The sequence below is a fragment of the Erythrobacter sp. S227 genome (assembly GCF_057364925.1).
Genome location: NZ_CP200280.1, coordinates 1,520,055 through 1,537,146 on the forward strand (window position 1 = coordinate 1,520,055; position 17,092 = coordinate 1,537,146).

Genomic DNA, 17,092 nt, shown 5'->3' on the forward strand with positions numbered 1-17,092 from the left:
GCCATGAGCCGCAAAATTTTGATCGCCGAAGACGAAATGATCGTCGCCCATGATCTTTGCGAAACAGTCGAGGAAGTAGGGTTCCAGGTCGAAGGGCCGCATTCAGGAATATCGTCAGCCATGCTGGCCTTCCAAAAGGACAAGCCCGACGCGGCAATCCTTGATGTGGAACTTAAGGACGGGAATGTCTTTGCCTTCGCCAGAACGCTGAAAGCAGAGAATATTCCTGTGATATTCCATTCCGGAAGCTTATCCAGATCAGAAATTACTGAGCGGTTTCCAGAGGCGATTGTGCGCATCAAGCCATGCCCGCCAAGCAGCATGCTTGACGCCGTTGGAACAGCGCTTGCTGATCCCTCCAGCTGCTGACGGCGCGTCTTTTCGCGCCTCCCCTCTTGCTCCCCAGCCGCGCTCCTGCCAAAGCGGCAAGCGAACAAGTTTCATCCGAAACTAGTCTCGTTTTTCTGAGGAGAAGATGTGAAACTCCACGGCTATTTCCGCAGCTCCACCTCCTATCGCTTGCGCATTGCGCTTGAGCTTAAGGGGCTGGATTACGAGAATATTGGAGTCAATCTGCTCCAATCTGAACAAAAAGATGAAGGCTTTACCAGCCGCAATCCGTTTGGAAGCGTTCCCCTGCTCGAGGCCGATGGCCGCGACCGGGCGCAATCGATGGCGATGATCGAGTGGCTGGACGAAGCCTATCCGCAAAAGCCTTTGCTGCCATCTGATATCGAGGACCGATTTACAGCGCGCGAATTGACCTATGCGATCGCAACAGAGCTGCACGCGCCGCTCAATCTGCCAGTGCTCAAATATCTGAAAACCGAATATGGCAAGTCGCAGGACGAAATCGACATTTGGTATCGCCACTGGCTTGCCCGCACGCTGGTGCCGGTGGAGCAGCGATTGGCGCAGCTTGGCACAGGCGACTTCCTGTTTGACACACCCGGCATTTTCGAAGTCGTGCTTTTGCCGCAAATCTACAATGCGCGCCGCTTTGCCTATGACTTTGCCGATGCGCCGCATATGATGCGGATCGAGGCTGCGTGCCTTGCTCTTCCAGAGTTTCAGCGCGCGCATCCAGACAACCAGAACGATAATCCGCAAAAAGGACTGAAACCATGAAGCTTGCAACCCTCAACGATGGCACCCGCGACGGCAAACTGGTGGTGGTTTCAAAGGACCTGACGCGGTGCTGTGCGGCCGGATATATCGCGCCAACGATGCAGGCGGCGCTCGACAATTGGGAGCGTGTAGCGCCCGAGCTTGAGTTGCTGGCAACCGATGTTGAACACGAAGCGGTGCCGTGTGAGCGGTTCCACGAACGCCAGGCGCACTCGCCATTGCCGCGCGCCTATCAATGGGCCGATGGCAGCGCCTATATCAACCACGTCGAACTGGTCCGTAAAGCGCGCAATGCCGAGGTGCCCGATAGCTTCTACCACGATCCGCTAATGTATCAGGGCGGCTCTGACAGCTTCCTTCCCCCGCGCGCCGACATCCCTTTGGGTGACACCGCATGGGGCTGCGATATGGAAGGCGAAGTCGCTGTGATCGTCGACGATGTGCCGATGGGCGTCTCGGTCGAGGATGCCGCGAAACACATCAAGCTCATCATGCTGGTCAACGATGTTTCCTTGCGCGGCCTTATACCTGGCGAACTGGCGAAGGGCTTTGGCTTCTTCCAGTCCAAACCTTCAAGCGCGTTCAGCCCCGTTGCGGTCACTCCCGATGAGCTTAGCGAGGCGTGGAAGGACAACCTCATCCATCTGCCACTCATGGTCGATTACAACGGCGAGCCGTTCGGGCGCGCTGAGGTGGGTGTGGACGCCACCTTCAATATGGCGCAGCTTGTCGCGCACGCCGCCAAGACGCGGCCGCTTTGTGCAGGCTCGATCATCGGCTCGGGCACGATTTCGAACAAGGGCAGCGATGGCGGTCCGGGCAAGCCCGTTTCCGAAGGCGGCCTTGGCTATTCCTGCATCGCCGAAATCCGCATGATAGAGACGATCCGCGATGGAGAGCCTTCAACGCCGTTCATGGCTCCCGGTGACACGGTAAAGGTCGAAATGCGCGACAAGGACAACCACTCGATCTTCGGCGCGATCGAGCAGACGGTTGTGCAGGCTTAAGTCTTCAACCGCTTTGCATGCCACGCGATATGATCGGCCATATAGGTCGAAATGAAGAAATATGAGTGGTCATATCCTTCCTGCATCCGGATGTCGGCGGTTATCCCGGCATTCGTGCAGGCTTCGATCAGGCGGTGCGTTTGCAGCTGATCCTCAAGGAAATTGTCGGCGGTGCCTTGATCGACAAGCAATTCGGGAAGGCGCGCGCCATCTTCGATAAGCGCCACAGCATCATATTCCCGCCACCCGGCACGATCCTCGCCCAGATAGCGTCCAAGCGCCTTTTCGCCCCACGGCACATGTGACGGCGCAACGATGGGAGAAAATGCGCTAACCGACCGGAATGCGTCAGGATTGCGCAAGCCGATGGTGAGCGCGCCGTGGCCGCCCATCGAATGCCCGGTGATCGATTGCCGCGAAGGATCGACCGGGAAATGTTCAGCGATCAGCGCGGGCAGCTCACGCTCGATGTAAGAACGCATACGGTAGTGCTTGCCCCACGGCTCGCAGGTCGCATCGACATAGAACCCGGCCCCCTTGCCAAAATCGTATTCATCGGCGGCGTCGGGCACGTCATCTCCCCGCGGGGAGGTATCGGGCGCAACAAAGATGATGCCATGCTCGGCGCAAGCCGCGCGGTATTCGCCCTTCTCCATCACGTTGGCATGGGTGCAGGTGAGCCCCGAAAGATAGGTCAGAACCGGCAGCTTCGCGTCCGGTGCATGCTCAGGGACAAAGACTGCGAAGGTCATCTCGGTGCCGGTCGCGCTCGAAAAGTGGGAGTAAACTCCTTGCACGCCGCCATGGCTCCGAGTTTCAGATACAGTTTTCAGTTTCACGCTAGACCTCGACCGGCTTGTAAGCAGTTGCCTCATCGCCTGTATTGGGCGTGCCTTCTGCGTCCATAATCAGGAGCTTCACTTCGCCTTTGCGTGCACAAGGGCGGTGCTCGGTGCCCTTGGGCACCACGATCAAATCGCCCGCGCTCATGACTTCGGTGCGGTCCCGAAACTCCATTTGAAGCTCGCCATCTATCACAAGGAACAGCTCGTCTGTGTCCGGGTGAGAATGCCAGTGGAACTCACCCTCCACCTTGGCAAGGCGAACCTCGTTGCCGTTGTAATGCGCCGCCAGACGCGGAGCCCACTGCTCGTCGAAAAGGGCGAATTTGTCAGCGAGCGTGACCTTACCAGCCACTAGAATACCACCACGCTACGAATGCTCTCGCCTGCGTGCATCAGGTCGAAGCCTTTGTTGATTTCGTCGAGGGTCAGGCGGTGAGTAATCATCGGGTCGATCTCGATCTTGCCGTTCATATACCAGTCGACGATCTTGGGCACATCGGTGCGCCCCTTTGCCCCGCCAAAGGCAGTCCCGCGCCAATTGCGTCCGGTGACCAGTTGGAAGGGACGCGTGGATATTTCCTTACCCGCTTCGGCAACTCCAATGATGATCGAGGTGCCCCAGCCCTTGTGGCAACACTCCAGAGCATCGCGCATGACGTCGGTGTTTCCGGTGCAATCGAAAGAATAATCCGCGCCGCCATCAAGCATCTCGACCAGATGCGCGACCACATCAGACGTCTCTTTGGGGTTTACGAAGTCGGTCATGCCAAACTTCTCCCCCCACGGCTGCTTTGCGGGATTGATATCGACGCCCACAATGCGGTTTGCGCCCGCCATCTTCGCGCCCTGAATGACATTAAGGCCAATCCCGCCAAGACCGAACACAACGACGTTGTCGCCCAGTTGGACCTTTGCGGTGTTGGTCACTGCCCCAACCCCTGTGGTGACACCGCAGCCGACGTAACAAGTGGTATCAAACGGCGCGTCATCGCGGATTTTGGCAACCGCAATCTCTGGAAGAACAATGAAGTTGGAGAAGGTCGAACACCCCATATAATGGTAGATGGTCTGACCCTTATAGCTCATCCGCGAAGTGCCATCGGGCATCAGGCCCTGACCTTGCGTCACGCGGATTGCCTGGCACAAATTGGTCTTGCCAGAGAGGCAGAACTTACACTCCCCGCATTCAGGGGTGTAAAGCGGGATGACGTGGTCATCGGGCGCAACCGAAGTGACGCCGGGGCCCACTTCGCGAACCACGCCGCAGCCTTCATGGCCCAAGACACTTGGGAATATGCCTTCGCTGTCGAGGCCATCCAACGTGTAAGCATCCGTGTGGCAAATGCCGGTTGCCATCAGTTCAACCAAAACTTCGCCAGCCTTGGGGCCTTCCAAATCAAGCTCGACGATCTCAAGCGGTTTCTTGGCTTCAAAGGCGACGGCGGCTCTGGTTTTCATTGCAATGTTCTCCTGCTGTCTCAGCACCCTGACAGCAGGAGAGAAATTTGGTCAAGGAGCGATCTTAGGCGCGCTTGGCATCAATCGCTTCGACAAAGCTGTGGTTCACATCGCGGTGCTCTGCCTCATCGGCGCGAACGGCAATGATGACATCGCGAAGGCGCGCATCATGGGGAAGCTGCCAATAGTCGATGGCGATCTGAGGGGCCGGCACATTTTCATGGCGTCCAGCATCCACCTCAGCAAGGTAGCCGGTGTAGCTGATCACCGCCTCCTCTTCGAAATAAGCGACCACGCGGTGGGCGGTGCGCGGCGCAAACAGATAGAGGAAAAAATAGAAATTGTAGAAGACAAGCTGCACCGCCACGATCAAGGCGCGCTCAAAGCGGTTAGGCTGAGCGATCTCGATAAAGGTCATAAGGTGCATCCGCTCGTTCTCCGCCTCGTCGAGTAGAGTGCGGATCCAACCTTCGTCATCGCGCATATATCGCAGCGCTTTAAGGTGCAGCCAAAGCCCGCCAACCATTCCGGGCACCGCAGCGACGGTTTCAAGCACCACGGCACGGTGACCATAACGTTTGGCAAAGAAGGTATCAGCGAAAAAGCGCAAGAGCTTCACAAAGGCAAAGGCCACCTTGTCGCTCAAATTCAGGGGCGCGACATGGCTATCAATCACAGCGTTATGATTGATCTGACGGACCAGCGGGCGGGTATCGATATACTGCATCGGGGGCACCTCTTTTCTGCCACGGGATATAGCGTTCGAGGCGGCGGATTTCCCGCGAATCCTGCTCACTATCTGTTCTGTTTCACGCAACTATCGGGAGGTCGCATCCAAATACTCTGCAAAAATCGCAAGGAATGCCGCCGCCGGAAAATCGCCAACCTTCCCTTCCACAAAGATTGAAAAGCCCGCCCCATCTGCTAGATAGTTTCCTCTGAAACCAATCAGCATCAAGGAACCGCTATGACCACCTATCCCACTGTCAAAATGCTGATCGGAGCCGAATGGGTGGAGAGCGGCGGCGATGGCTCGATGGCGGTCATCAACCCCGCAACCGAAAAGGAAATCGGCCGCGCTCCCAAAGCCTCCAAGGAACAGTTGGATGCCGCTCTTTCGGCGGCGGACGATGCCTTCAAAATCTGGTCGAAAACCCCGGCAATCGAGCGTTTCCGCATCCTGCGTAAAGCGGCTGACCTCTTGCGCGAGCGGACCGAGACCATCGCGCGTGTGATGACGCTTGAGATGGGCAAACCCCATGCACAGGCGAAGGGGGAAACCGCAGGTGCTGCTGATCTGATCGACTTCCTTGCCGAAGAGGCAAAGCGTCAGGGTGGCCGTCTTGTGCCGGTGCGCAGCCACAATCTGCTTGAACAGCGCGTGACACAGGAGCCGGTTGGTCCGGCCATGCTGTTCACGCCTTGGAACTTCCCGATCAATCTGCCAGCCAAGAAAATCGCAGGCGCGCTTGCCGCCGGATGCAGCGCTATTCTGAAGCCGGCCGAAACAACTCCGGGCACAGCGCAAATGCTCGCAGAATGCTTCGTTGACGCAGGGCTTCCATCAGGCGTGCTCAATATCGTTTATGGCGATCCGGCGATGATTTCAGAGCATCTCATCACCGCCGACATCACCCGCAAAGTCAGCTTCACCGGCTCGACCGCAGTAGGCAGGCAATTGGGAGCTTTGGCGGCCAAAGGCCTCAAGCGCTACACCTCGGAGCTTGGCGGCCATGCCCCGGTGGTAATCGGCGAAAGCGCCGATTTTGAACGCACTGTTGCGGCCTGCGCTGCGACAAAGTTCCGCAATGCGGGGCAAGTGTGCGTCTCGCCTACACGGTTCCTTGTCGCGCGCGGGATCTACGACAAATTCGTCGCAGAATTCGCCGCGCGTTCGCAAAAGCTCAAGATTGGCGATGCGAGCGTGGATGACAGCGTGGACATGGGCCCTCTGGCGCATAAAGGCCGCTTGGAAGCGATGCAGCAATTGGTCGCATCAATGGAGGCAGATGAAGGTGAAATCGTCAGCGGCGGGAAGGCGTTGGAAGGGCCAGGGCATTTCTTCACGCCGACGGTCATCGCGGGTCCATCGCTCAAAAGCCAGTTCATGACAGAGGAACCCTTCGGCCCTGTGGCTGGCATCGTGCCGTATGATACGATTGAAGAAGCGGTCGAGATTGCGAACTCTCTTCGCTACGGACTATCCGCTTACGCTTTCACGGCCTCGCTCGATGAAAGCCATTATCTTGGCAATTCGCTTCGTGCTGGCATGGTCGCGATCAACCACTTCGCGGTGGGGTCACCCGAAACACCGTTTGGCGGGGTCGGTGACAGCGGATTTGGCTCTGAAAGCGGGGTTGAGGGTTATCTCGGATACACCGAAACAAAACTGGTCACAGTCGCCAAATCGGCACCGTGAGAGCGGTTTTATTCCATAGGTTCGGATTGGCGGGCGCTGCTTAACGCAAGCGGAAAAGGCCCGAGATCAGTTTCGCAAGCGGCTTTTTCGTCGGCATCGGTTGAATTCGGCCATAGCGCGCGCGGCGCGAGCTTTCGTTGCCGAAGCAGACGGTGCGGCCCATTGCGTCTGGACCAGATGAGATGATCGTTGGTCGTTCCATTCTTGTCGCGTCCCCGAATTGATTTTTATCGTTAACCAAAGGCTAACAGCGTTCCTGTGGAAAACTGAGTCGAAATTCGAGTCCGGTAATAGGGTTTTACAATTAATATCCCGTTTCATCCACATAGGGACGCCGCCCTAGGGGATTGAAACCGTCACACAATTGTGATCACGCTCGGTCCGTCCGTATGGCGCCGGCCTCGCGAACCGCCGCCAGATCGGGATAGCCATTGACAGCCATCAGCAGGTCGGCCTCGGCGAGTATAGAGCGCAAAACCCATGCCGCTCCCTTCGCCCCGCCAATGGCAAGACCGTAGGTATAAGGACGCCCGACACCCACAGCAGTCGCGCCAAGGGCCAAAGCCTTGACAGCATCGCTGCCTGAACGAACGCCGCTGTCAAACAGCACGGGCGTGTCGCCACTTGCTTTCACCACATCGGCAAGCAGGTCGATCGTTGCGATGCCGCCATTGGCCTGACGCCCGCCATGGTTTGAGCAGTAGACCGCATCCGCCCCGTGATCGACCGCGCGGCGCGCATCATCAGGATGACAGATGCCTTTGAGCACGATGGGAAGGTCGGTCACAGACTTGAACCACTCCATATCGTCCCACGTCAGCACTTGGCCAAAAATGCCTGCGAACAGCATGATTGCCGCCTTGGGATCTTCCTCCGGCGGCTTTTCAAGCATCCCCCGGAAGACCGGATCGGTGAAATAGTTTTGCATGACCTTGCCGCGCAGTTGCGGGAAGTTGGAGGCGTTAAGATCGCGCGGACGCCAACCGGTGAGCCATGTGTCGAGAGTGACGACGATCGCCTTTGCCCCTGACGCTTCGGCGCGTTTGATAAGGCTTGTCGCAAGCTCGCGATTGCGCGGAGTGTAGAGTTGAAAGAAAGCTGGCGTATCGCCGCATGCTTCAAACACATCCTCCATCGGATCATTGCCGAGGGTCGAAACGCAAAACGGCACGCCCGTTTCGGCAGAGGCGCGCGCCGCAGCCATATCGCCGTGACGATCCTGCGTTGCCTCTCCGTTAAGGCCAATCGGCGCCATGAAGAGCGGGTTTTTGAGCTTCATTCCGAACAGATCGATAGAAAGGTCACGCTCGGTGCAATCGACCATCATGCGCGGGACCATACCCCAGTGGTGGAAAGCGCCTGAATTGCTGTTCTGGGTATGCTCGTCCCCGCAACCTCCGGCGACATAATTGGTGAGCATCTCGCCCAGGGCTTCCTGCCCGCGCTTTTCCAACGTTGCAAAATCAACCGGGTAATCGGGAAGGAGCCCTTGCAGCCCCGCATTGTAAATCTCGTTCTGCATCCCGCCAAAGTTTTCCATGGGCGTTCTCTCTCCATTATCCTTTGGCTAAGAGATTGACCCCATGCGTGCGAGCGGGGCAAGTCTTTTCGTGAGAAAAAGCGGGAAGGATTAACGCAGCATTTTTTGCAAGCGCGGCCGCACCTTCAGGAACACAAGATACAGCTTTTCCAGCAGCGCGAGAACGACGCGGTTCTTGGCGATCACTCCCAACGGGCGCAGCATGGGGATCGCGCGCCACATGGCGGCAAAAGCCGCTGCACCGCTCAGAACCTTACCGTCTTCCTCAGCATGGAAACGCGCGAGCAATTGCGACTGGTCAATGGGACAGCTGGGGTCACCGCTGCCCGATACATCGACGAAATCAATCGCCCCGCCCCGATCAAGCCGCTTCATCACAGCGATCTCGCGCAGGCAAAGCGGGCAAGCTCCATCGAACCAGACTTTTGTGCGGGAATTGGCGGAGACTTCCATGCGGAACAAGGTGTGGTCTGACCACCCGCTATTCAAGGGGATCCCATGTGTCCCAAAAGCAAAAACGCCAGGTGTGAAACACCCGGCGCTCTTGATTGCTAGGTAGATTGGCTTGTTAGGACGCCTCGGCTTCGGCAATATCGCCGAGCGCTGCGAGCTGTCCCATGCATCCGTTTTCGGCAAGAGCCGCCGCCAGCGCATCAGGCTGACGATAGGTTTCTGTCAAAGCGACGATCTTCACATCGACCGACTCGCTCACTGCTTCCCCGCTCGCGGGACCAGTGATCGTGTATGTCGCACCATCGGCGAGTTTCAATCCTTCAGGATCAAGCGCACGGTCCGGTTCGGTTGTAACGAAGCTGACCTCTACCTGAGCATCAGTTCCTTTTTCCGCGATTGTGTAGGTTGCACGCTCATCGGCGGTGGGACGCCAGAGCTGGACATTTTCCAGATCATAAAGGCAAGTGGTGCCCGATGCGGCCACATTGACGAGCCACAGGTTAGGCATGCCGACAGGGCCTCTTACTCCGCCCCGCACTGCCCCGGTGCGAGCCCGGCTTGATGCACCTTGACGGGTAAGGCGAGCAAATCGTGCGCGCGTCTTGGTCGCGCCCTCTCCGACGCGGAAGGTGCCTGGCCCCTGCATCACTTTCGTGCCGCCATTGACCAGCACAGTGATCTTGTCGCCTGCGCGAAGAGTGATCGTTGATGTGTCCGCGACCTTCTTACCCACGGGATAGGTTCCCGCCGAAGGTCCGGTGGATTTTACCACTACGCCAGCGGCGGCCGCCCCTGACACTGACAAACATGCGCCCGCAAGCGCGAGGCCCAATGCGCGGGCCTTGAATTTAACCGAGAACATATGCTCCCCCATCGTTCAAATTACGAATTCGTGCTGCGTAGTTTTCTAGCGCCGAATCCTCGGGATGACCAGCGACCACTTGATCAATTAGCTCCACTGCTAGTTCATGATTGCTATCTGAAACCTGAACGGCTTCTTCAAGTTTGCGACGGTCTTCTTCAGGAAAACCGGGTTTGGGTTGATAGATATCGACCGGCTGGGCCCGCCCGCGAAGGACAATGCGCCCCATCGGCACCCACCAATCCGGTTTGGCTTTCTCGATGATCTCGCGGCTTGCAGAGACGCTGGATTTTAGCGGCTTGTTCGCCGCCTCAAGCCGTGCTGCGGTGTTCATGGAATCGCCAAGCGCGGTGTATTGGATACGGGTTTCCCCGCCAAAATTCCCCACGACCGCTTCACCAAAGTGTAGCCCAACGCGGGTCTTGCCGATCTTGGGCAGATCGGGGTCCATCGCAGCGACCTCTTCGCGGAAATCCTCGCCCGCCTGCCAGATGGCATGACCTGCCTTAAGAGCGCGCTCCGCATCGTCTTCGCGGGCAATAGGAGCGCCCCAGAACGCGACAACTGCATCGCCGACATATTTATCGATCACCCCGCCATGGTCGAGCACGACCTTGCTAAGCATTTCGAGGTAGCGGTTGAGCAGTTTTGCGACCATTTCCGGTTCGATCGCGTGGCTCATCTTGGTGAAACCCTCAAGGTCGGAGAACATCACGTAAATCTCGCGCTTCTCCCCGCCAAGCGAGAGGAGATCGGGTTCGTCAATAATCGCCTCTGCGATATCGCGCGGGATGTATTTGCCAAGCGCCCCTTGCGCAAAGGACCGCTGCGCTGCGCCTGCCGAACGCGAAGCGGCGGTCACGACGGTGAAGGTGATGATCCAGGCGACCAACCAACCCACGGCGGGCAGCCCGTAGGTGTCCACCTCGTTAAAATGGAGCACGAAGGGCAGGCCGACATAGATCGCCCCCAGTCCCAGCAACAGCGGGACCAGCTTTGGTGCAGACCACTCCAGAAGAGCGACGACAATCGCGCTTCCCACAACGACAAAGGCCATAACCCAGATGGTCCACGCCGGAATTTGCGTAAGTCGCTTCCCGTCGAGCATTTGTGCGATCAGTTCGCCGTGGACTGATAATCCGGACGGTTCAAACCCGGTCCAGGATGTGAACGGCGTGGCCACCCGATCGTAATCAAGGATATCGCCGCCGATGAGGACGTATTTGCCTTCTATTTCCTGTGCCACGAATTCGGCCACTTCAGGGTCTAAATCCAAGAACAATTCGATTGAAGGTGAGAAGAACAAAGGCTCCTCGACCTGCCCCTCCACCGGCGCTTCGGGGTCGACATCATCGGCAAAGTCGGCTCTCAATGCGCGGCGATATTCGATTGCGCCTTCATACCCCTCGAATTCCTCATACGGCCCGCCTGCGTCTTCGAGCATCGCTCGGCCAAGGAGGGGCGGCAGGTCGGGGATGATATCGGGCCAAACCCGCGTCGCGCCAAATTCGTCATCAAGGCGAATGCTGGCGCGCCTTGCGTTGGTGTCGCCGTCCTCGATTGCGGCCATAAATTCATCAAGGAACTCTTGTTGCCGATAGACTATGTCCGCCTCATTCGTCGCAAGCGTCGCATAGGCAACAGACGTCGGCGTTTGCATGCTGCGCAAAGTGTCGACAAGTTCGATGTCTTCGGCCTGAGGTTGGTCGAACAGGATATCGATCCCGATTGCCTTTGCCCCCATCGCGTCGAGATTGCGCAAAGCTTCAGCCAATGCGTCGCGTGGCAATGGCGAACGCTTTTCCAGATTGATCAGCGCCTCATCGTCATAAACGACAAGCACGATACGATCATCCTGTTCGACGAGGTCTGCGGCAAGATAAGCGCGTGTATCGTAAAGAGCGCGTTCTGCGTCATTGGTAAGAGGTGTCGGCTCTCCGCCGCCGGGCAAAGCCCAGCTGAACCGTGCGATGAAGATCGCAAAAGCCACGAAGACCAGCATGCTGATGATCTGCACCGTGCCCGCTTCGCGAAGCCCGCGAACATTGCGCGCGAATGCACCGATGCGTTTCTTCCTGGTGGCGTCATCCGCCATTGCCGATCCCCCTAAGCCCCCGACAGGAAAAGCTCTGCCATGACGGCTTGAAAAGCAGGTTTACCGCGAACGGGCAAGGGCTGAGCCTGCCCAAGATGCAGTTTTGCGCCTCGCTTACGGGAATGCTTATGAGATTAGACGACAGGAACAGAATAGGAAAAAATTCACACTCTGGTGGTTTCATGGTGCGCATAGAAAACCAATCAGGCCGCTTATGAACAATCTTGCGCAAATCGCGCCCATTCTTGGCGCATACGACCGGAACCCGCTTCCGCCCGTCATGGCGACACCGCCAATTGCGGGCAGATCGTTTGGCATCTGCGTTAACTCACGCTATGCAAAGCAAATGTCGGCTGATGTGTTGCAATGGACAAGCAAGGAATTGGGAAGCGCTCTGGTGCTTTCCCCCAGCGGTCGCGTTGATGAAACCAGCGCAGATGCGTTCAAAGAATACCTTGTGGATGCGGTCGGGACTGAGCTGGAAACCGCGATCATCGACTTGTCCGGCATCGAATATATGTCATCGCGCGGTCTGCGCGGCCTGACCCTGGCGCAGCGTGCAGCCAATGAAAGCGGCACCACCATTGTACTGGCCCGCCCGAATGATACGATGCGCGAGATTCTGGCCATTAGCCGTTATGATATGGTCTTCAGGGTGGCTGATACGATTGAGGACGCGACGAAGGCTCAGGGCGAGGATCAGAGCGGGAATTAGCGCAAAAGTTAGGGGGGAATATGCAGGTCCGGTTTTGGGGAACGCGCGGCTCGCTGCCGGTTGCGCCGAAGGCGGCGGCTATTGCTGACAAGGTGGCCGACGCGCTGATCCATGCCAATGGCAGGACCTTTTCCGACAAACAGGCCGCCCTCGATTTTGCCAATAATGAACTCGAATTTGCAGTGGGCCAGGGATATGGCGGCGCGACAAGCTGCGTCGAAATCGACGTGGGCGAAGGCGCGTTTGTTATCTGCGACATGGGATCGGGACTGCGCGAGCTTGGGCTTGATACGCTAAGGCGCTTGTCAGACGGGCACCGCCCCAAGGAATGGCATTTCTTCCTGTCGCACCTCCACTGGGACCACATCATGGGCTTCCCGTTTTTTGTGCCCGCGTTCGTGGAAGGCGCAAAGGTCATTATTCACGCAGGGCATACCGACGCCGAAACGGCATTGCGCCGCCAGCAAGAGGAAATCTCCTTTCCCGTCCCTTTTGACTGGCTCAAAGCCGATATCGAATTCCGCACCTTGGAAACCGGCAAACAATACCAGATCGGTGAGCTGACCGTCGCTTTGACCCGTCAGGAACACAGCCATGACAGCTATGGCTATCGCTTTACCGACGAAAAGGGCCGCAGCGCGGTCTATTCCACCGATGCCGAATACAAGATCGACAAGATGGACGAAGAAGACGACATGGCCGATTTCATGTCGGGCGCGGATCTGGTCATTGCCGACACCATGTATTCCCTCGCCGATAGCGTTTCGATGAAGGAAGACTGGGGCCATTCCTCCAACATTGTCGCAGTCGATCTCTGCCATCAGGCAAAGGCCAAACGCCTTGCCCTGTTCCATCATGAGCCCACCTATTCCGATGCCGATATCAGCCGGATGCACGCGGAAACCGTGCGCTATGAAGAGCTGGTGCGCGAAGGCGAGCCATTGGAAGTATTGTGTTCCTATGACGGGTTTTGCGTTGAGCTTTAAGAGCCAAGCGCGATAGGTTTATGCGACCAAAAACCAAAAGAACGATCACCGCTGCGGTCCTTGCGGGCGCTCTTGTCGGCGTTCTGATAAGCGTGTTTGGCGCAGAGTTTCAGCGCCGCCTTGTGTTTGACAACTGGCAACAATGGGCCCCGCGCGATGCGGCAAGCGACGATGTTGTCGTCGTGATGATCGATGATGCCAGCGTCGAGGCCAAAGGCCAATGGCCGTGGCGACGCACCGATGTGGCGGCCCTCATCGAAAACATCGCCATTGCTCAGCCTGCCGCGATTGGCATCGACATCTTCTTTGTAGAGCCAGACCGGCTGGACCCTGAAAATTTCCTCGCGCTTTACAACGAGGATGCATTGGCGCCTGCAACGCGTGACAGAGTGCTCGAATTGCCGGGCGGTGATCAATATCTCGCCAGTGTTATCGAAGAAGCGCCAACCGTCCTTGCCCGTGTGACCACCACTGATGCGAAACGCGGCCTAGGCGGGCTCACCTTTGAAAGCATCGAAGGCCAGCCGCCAGAAGGTATTGCGAAGGCTGACTATCTGCTCACAAGCATAAAGCTCTTCGACGACGCCGCGCCTGCAAGAGGGGTGATCGATGGCCCGCCCGATGCAGATGGTATAGTTCGCAGAGTTCCCCTCTCGATCATCGCGGGCGAGACGACAATCGCCGGATTTGCCCTGCAGATCGCTGGTATGACAAGCGGGAGCGATACGCCTGAGTGGACCGAAGATGGTCTCAAGCTTGGCGAGACAATCATCCCTTCTGACACATCTGCGAACCTTGAGTTCAAGATGACACCTGAGTGGGACGCAAATGTCATCACCGCGCTCGATGTATTGAACGGCAAGTTCAACGTTGAAGAAATGCAAGGCAAGGCCGTCATCGTCGGCTTTGGCGCAACGGGCACAACGGACATTGTCGCAACGCCCGTCGCGAGCGAAATGCAGGGCACTTTGGTACAGGCACAGGCCGTCGATGCGATTTTGAACGGACACTGGCTGTCGCGTCCTGGCTGGGCTCAGGAGCTGGAATTCGCATTTGCCTTTGCCCTCGTCGCCATGCTTTTGGCCGCGGGGCTTGGCCTTGCAAAATGGCTGTTTGTGCCAGCAGGCGCGCTCGCAGCGGCCCTGCCCGTCGGATCCTTCGTCGCCTATGACAGCGCAGGCTTGCTGATCGACCCTGCGCGTCCGCTTATCATCGCCCTTTGTGCAGGGATTGCTCTGGTGCTGGTGCGCTATGCGCTAACGTTCGCCGAACTGGTCGAGAAACGCATAGTCACCGCCGAGCAGGAGAAAGAAAACGAAAGCGCGCGCAAGCTTCAACTGACCATGGTGCCAAGCGCCGCTAGGCTTGCAAAGCTTGGTACGCGCACAGAAATCGGCGCAGTGCTGGAGCCTGCCAAATCGGTTGGCGGCGATTTTTACGACGCGATGGAATTGGAAGGCAACCGGCTCGCATTTCTCGTGGGTGACGTAAGCGGTAAAGGCCTTCGCGCGGCCTTATTCATGGCGCTGTCGAAATCTGTGTCGAAGAACAACCTCCTGCGATCAAGCGGCGATCTTGAGGCGGCCGTTCGTCAGGTCAACGCCGACCTCATGGCCGAAGAAGACGAAGAGATGGACCTTACCATGTTGGTGGGCGTCATTGATTGTTCGACCGGCCAAATCGAGATGGTCAATGCGGGGCATGAAGACCCCATGCTGGTCAAAACCGATGGCAGTGTCGAAGCCGTCAAAATGCGCGGGGGCCTGCGACTTCGCACCCTTGATGATTTCCCCTACAGCGTCGAGACGATCCAGCTTCAGGCGGGCGAAACTCTGGTGATTATCACCGATGGCGCGACCGATGCCATGAACATCAAAGAAGACCGTTTTGGATTGGCGCGGGTGATGGATGCGCTTGGCTCTGGCAGCGGAAAATCTGCGTCTGACCAGGCCAAGGCAATCGCCAGCAAGGTCCGTGCATTTGAACGCGGCACGGACCCCGCCGATGATCTGACAATTCTCGCCCTGCGTTACTTGGGCAATGACACAGGTGATTAGCGGATAGTCACCACGGCGACGCGGTAATCGCGAGCCACATATTCCTGACCTGAATCGAGGATCGATTGTGCCCACCACAACGATCCGGGAAGCTCTTCAATGTCTTCCTTGCTTACGTCGATCTGGCCAGCATTGATCCTTTCATCGACCTGCGCTCGCACTTCGGCCGCTCGCTTGATCGCCAGTTCAGTGTTCAATGTCTCGCCGCCTGACACATCCGTGTGAGCGGCAATCTCGATCGAAAGCCCGGGGCGGTTTTGAATGTTCTCATTCAGGAACGCCTGCAACCGGTCCAATTCTGACGGGGAAAGTTTGTTTTCACCAAGAGCAAAGTAGAAATACTCGCGCACGGCTTCCTTCGGGAGATCGGTCGCCAGATCAGAGTAATAGGGATCGCCCTCGTCATATTGCCTGACGAGGTAGGGGACCTTTTCACCTCTGAGCTTTGCCTGCTGGCTGTTGAAGCCAAGATAGGCTTCGCGGCCATCATCATATTCGATGACGACGCCGCCGATATCCTTGCCATCTTGTGCAGGAGAAAGCAGCGTCACGCGCTCTTTAGAGACCGAGCACCCCGCCAATGCGAGAGCGCTGGCACATGCGAAAATTGCGAAAGAAGGGCGCATCATTCATCCACCTCGATCACAAAAGTGGTCCCCCGAACACCCAGCGTCGAAGTCGGCGTTCTGAATTTCATCCGGCCAGAACGCGCCAATTCTCCAGAATCAACACCCACAGCGCCGCGATCGATCTGCATCCGGGATTCGCCGGTGCGCCGTGCGCGGTCAAAACGATAGCGCGAGATGATCATCCGGCTCTTCGGCGCGATCACCATGCGCGTATTGTCGACAAAGGTGATACCTGCTCTTTGGCCTGCGCGGGTCACGACAATGTCGCCCTCGCGCAGACGAAATCCCGATGTGCCTTTAAGCTTGCTGCCGTCGCGCACGACTTCGATGCCGCCTTGCGTCACATTCTTGATCCGACCGATCTCTTGCGCAGCCGCAGGGTGCGCGGCAATCGCAAAAATTGCGGTCAGAAGTAAAATTAGATTTCGCATATATCCTCCCCCGTTCAAGCTGTGTTAGCATACAAATATGGGGCAATGGAGACGATTTTCCGCGTTTGTTACAAAAGATAGCAATTGCGCGCCTGCAATCGCGCACTCCCTCCAATTTGCTCGCAATTTTCTGGAAGGGCGCGACTACGAACCGCGCCTGAAAATCAAACTGGTCATTCTGGTTGAGGAGCTTGTCGCAAACGCGCTGCGCCATGGCGGGAAATCGCAAGACCTTGCCCTGCTGCTGGTCCTTGAAGGTGGGGAAGAGGCGATTACCCTTGAGATGGTCGATGATGGCCCGGCATTTGATCCGCTGGCCGCGCCGCCTGTCGCTGGCCCTGATCCAACAACCGGAGGCGGGATCGGGCTTGCCATCGTCAATGCATGGGGCGAAGATGGCGTGCACTCGCGCGAGGCAGGGTTCAACACGCTGAAGCTGACTTTGCGTCAGGGATTGGCGGGCTAAT

General features: G+C 57.4%; 19 protein-coding genes. 8 read left to right on the forward strand and 11 right to left on the reverse strand.

The features are described from left to right. Nucleotides 1-3: 3 nt before the first annotated feature. The 3 genes from AC0V6Q_RS07415 (at nucleotide 4) to AC0V6Q_RS07425 (ending at nucleotide 2,135) form a co-directional block, all read left to right on the forward strand. A complete protein-coding gene (locus AC0V6Q_RS07415) occupies nucleotides 4-369 on the forward strand; it encodes a response regulator (protein ID WP_486167752.1) in 366 nt (121 codons plus the stop codon). Between the two features lie 108 nt (nucleotides 370-477). Continuing rightward, the gene (maiA, locus tag AC0V6Q_RS07420) at nucleotides 478-1,128 is read left to right on the forward strand and encodes a maleylacetoacetate isomerase (RefSeq protein WP_486167753.1); all 651 of its coding nucleotides are present in this window, start codon (nucleotides 478-480) and stop codon (nucleotides 1,126-1,128) included. Further along, complete coding sequence (locus AC0V6Q_RS07425; RefSeq protein ID WP_486167754.1) at nucleotides 1,125-2,135, forward strand: fumarylacetoacetate hydrolase family protein; 1,011 nt, start codon at nucleotides 1,125-1,127, stop codon at nucleotides 2,133-2,135. Before maiA ends, AC0V6Q_RS07425 begins: the two co-directional genes overlap by 4 nt. On the opposite strand, the gene fghA is transcribed toward AC0V6Q_RS07425, so the two are convergent. The 4 genes from fghA to AC0V6Q_RS07445 all read right to left on the reverse strand — a co-directional run bounded on the left by fghA (nucleotide 2,132) and on the right by AC0V6Q_RS07445 (nucleotide 5,165). Then, nucleotides 2,132-2,974 carry an S-formylglutathione hydrolase gene (gene fghA, locus AC0V6Q_RS07430; protein WP_486167755.1) on the reverse strand — a complete coding sequence of 281 codons (843 nt, stop codon included), beginning with the start codon at nucleotides 2,972-2,974 and terminating at the stop codon, nucleotides 2,132-2,134. The genes AC0V6Q_RS07425 and fghA overlap by 4 nt on opposite strands. A gap of 1 nt (nucleotide 2,975) precedes the next feature. Beyond that, on the reverse strand, nucleotides 2,976-3,332 hold the full coding sequence (locus AC0V6Q_RS07435; protein WP_486167756.1) for a cupin domain-containing protein: 357 nt from the start codon (nucleotides 3,330-3,332) through the stop codon (nucleotides 2,976-2,978). Then, nucleotides 3,332-4,438: an S-(hydroxymethyl)glutathione dehydrogenase/class III alcohol dehydrogenase gene (locus tag AC0V6Q_RS07440; RefSeq protein WP_486167757.1), complete on the reverse strand. Its 1,107-nt coding sequence runs from the start codon at nucleotides 4,436-4,438 to the stop codon at nucleotides 3,332-3,334. The genes AC0V6Q_RS07435 and AC0V6Q_RS07440 overlap by 1 nt, the downstream gene beginning before the upstream one ends. Nucleotides 4,439-4,502: 64 nt before the next feature. Beyond that, complete coding sequence (locus AC0V6Q_RS07445) at nucleotides 4,503-5,165, reverse strand: alternative oxidase (RefSeq protein WP_486167758.1); 663 nt, start codon at nucleotides 5,163-5,165, stop codon at nucleotides 4,503-4,505. Between the two features lie 240 nt (nucleotides 5,166-5,405). On the opposite strand from AC0V6Q_RS07445, the gene AC0V6Q_RS07450 reads away from it, so the two are divergent. Continuing rightward, a complete protein-coding gene (locus AC0V6Q_RS07450; RefSeq protein ID WP_486167759.1) occupies nucleotides 5,406-6,857 on the forward strand; it encodes an NAD-dependent succinate-semialdehyde dehydrogenase in 1,452 nt (483 codons plus the stop codon). A 40-nt stretch (nucleotides 6,858-6,897) separates the two neighbouring features. Here AC0V6Q_RS07450 and AC0V6Q_RS07455 read toward each other — a convergent pair whose 3' ends face one another. The 5 genes from AC0V6Q_RS07455 to AC0V6Q_RS07475 all read right to left on the reverse strand — a co-directional run bounded on the left by AC0V6Q_RS07455 (nucleotide 6,898) and on the right by AC0V6Q_RS07475 (nucleotide 11,807). Beyond that, complete coding sequence (locus AC0V6Q_RS07455) at nucleotides 6,898-7,059, reverse strand: hypothetical protein (RefSeq protein WP_486167760.1); 162 nt, start codon at nucleotides 7,057-7,059, stop codon at nucleotides 6,898-6,900. A gap of 168 nt (nucleotides 7,060-7,227) precedes the next feature. Continuing rightward, on the reverse strand, nucleotides 7,228-8,397 hold the full coding sequence (locus AC0V6Q_RS07460; RefSeq protein WP_486167761.1) for an alpha-hydroxy-acid oxidizing protein: 1,170 nt from the start codon (nucleotides 8,395-8,397) through the stop codon (nucleotides 7,228-7,230). Between the two features lie 90 nt (nucleotides 8,398-8,487). Beyond that, a complete protein-coding gene (locus tag AC0V6Q_RS07465) occupies nucleotides 8,488-8,850 on the reverse strand; it encodes a thiol-disulfide oxidoreductase DCC family protein (protein WP_486169277.1) in 363 nt (120 codons plus the stop codon). A gap of 115 nt (nucleotides 8,851-8,965) precedes the next feature. Beyond that, nucleotides 8,966-9,712 (reverse strand): hypothetical protein, encoded by a 747-nt coding sequence (locus tag AC0V6Q_RS07470; protein ID WP_486167762.1) that lies wholly within the window; start codon nucleotides 9,710-9,712, stop codon nucleotides 8,966-8,968. After that, nucleotides 9,699-11,807, reverse strand: coding sequence for a CHASE2 domain-containing protein (locus AC0V6Q_RS07475; protein WP_486167763.1), 2,109 nt, complete (start codon nucleotides 11,805-11,807; stop codon nucleotides 9,699-9,701). Before AC0V6Q_RS07475 ends, AC0V6Q_RS07470 begins: the two co-directional genes overlap by 14 nt. A gap of 214 nt (nucleotides 11,808-12,021) precedes the next feature. On the opposite strand from AC0V6Q_RS07475, the gene AC0V6Q_RS07480 reads away from it, so the two are divergent. From AC0V6Q_RS07480 to AC0V6Q_RS07490, 3 genes are read left to right on the forward strand one after another with little or no spacing between them, the layout of a single operon-like run. Continuing rightward, the gene (locus AC0V6Q_RS07480; protein WP_486167764.1) at nucleotides 12,022-12,522 is read left to right on the forward strand and encodes an STAS domain-containing protein; all 501 of its coding nucleotides are present in this window, start codon (nucleotides 12,022-12,024) and stop codon (nucleotides 12,520-12,522) included. Between the two features lie 20 nt (nucleotides 12,523-12,542). Next, nucleotides 12,543-13,508, forward strand: coding sequence for an MBL fold metallo-hydrolase (locus AC0V6Q_RS07485; RefSeq protein ID WP_486167765.1), 966 nt, complete (start codon nucleotides 12,543-12,545; stop codon nucleotides 13,506-13,508). Nucleotides 13,509-13,528: 20 nt separating this feature from the next. Next, complete coding sequence (locus tag AC0V6Q_RS07490; protein ID WP_486167766.1) at nucleotides 13,529-15,565, forward strand: CHASE2 domain-containing protein; 2,037 nt, start codon at nucleotides 13,529-13,531, stop codon at nucleotides 15,563-15,565. On the opposite strand, the gene AC0V6Q_RS07495 is transcribed toward AC0V6Q_RS07490, so the two are convergent. Beyond that, nucleotides 15,562-16,194: an OmpA family protein gene (locus tag AC0V6Q_RS07495; RefSeq protein ID WP_486167767.1), complete on the reverse strand. Its 633-nt coding sequence runs from the start codon at nucleotides 16,192-16,194 to the stop codon at nucleotides 15,562-15,564. The genes AC0V6Q_RS07490 and AC0V6Q_RS07495 overlap by 4 nt on opposite strands. Beyond that, the gene (locus AC0V6Q_RS07500; RefSeq protein ID WP_486167768.1) at nucleotides 16,191-16,625 is read right to left on the reverse strand and encodes a FecR domain-containing protein; all 435 of its coding nucleotides are present in this window, start codon (nucleotides 16,623-16,625) and stop codon (nucleotides 16,191-16,193) included. The genes AC0V6Q_RS07495 and AC0V6Q_RS07500 overlap by 4 nt, the downstream gene beginning before the upstream one ends. A 37-nt stretch (nucleotides 16,626-16,662) precedes the next feature. On the opposite strand from AC0V6Q_RS07500, the gene AC0V6Q_RS07505 reads away from it, so the two are divergent. After that, complete coding sequence (locus AC0V6Q_RS07505) at nucleotides 16,663-17,091, forward strand: ATP-binding protein (protein WP_486167769.1); 429 nt, start codon at nucleotides 16,663-16,665, stop codon at nucleotides 17,089-17,091. Nucleotide 17,092: the final 1 nt, after the last annotated feature.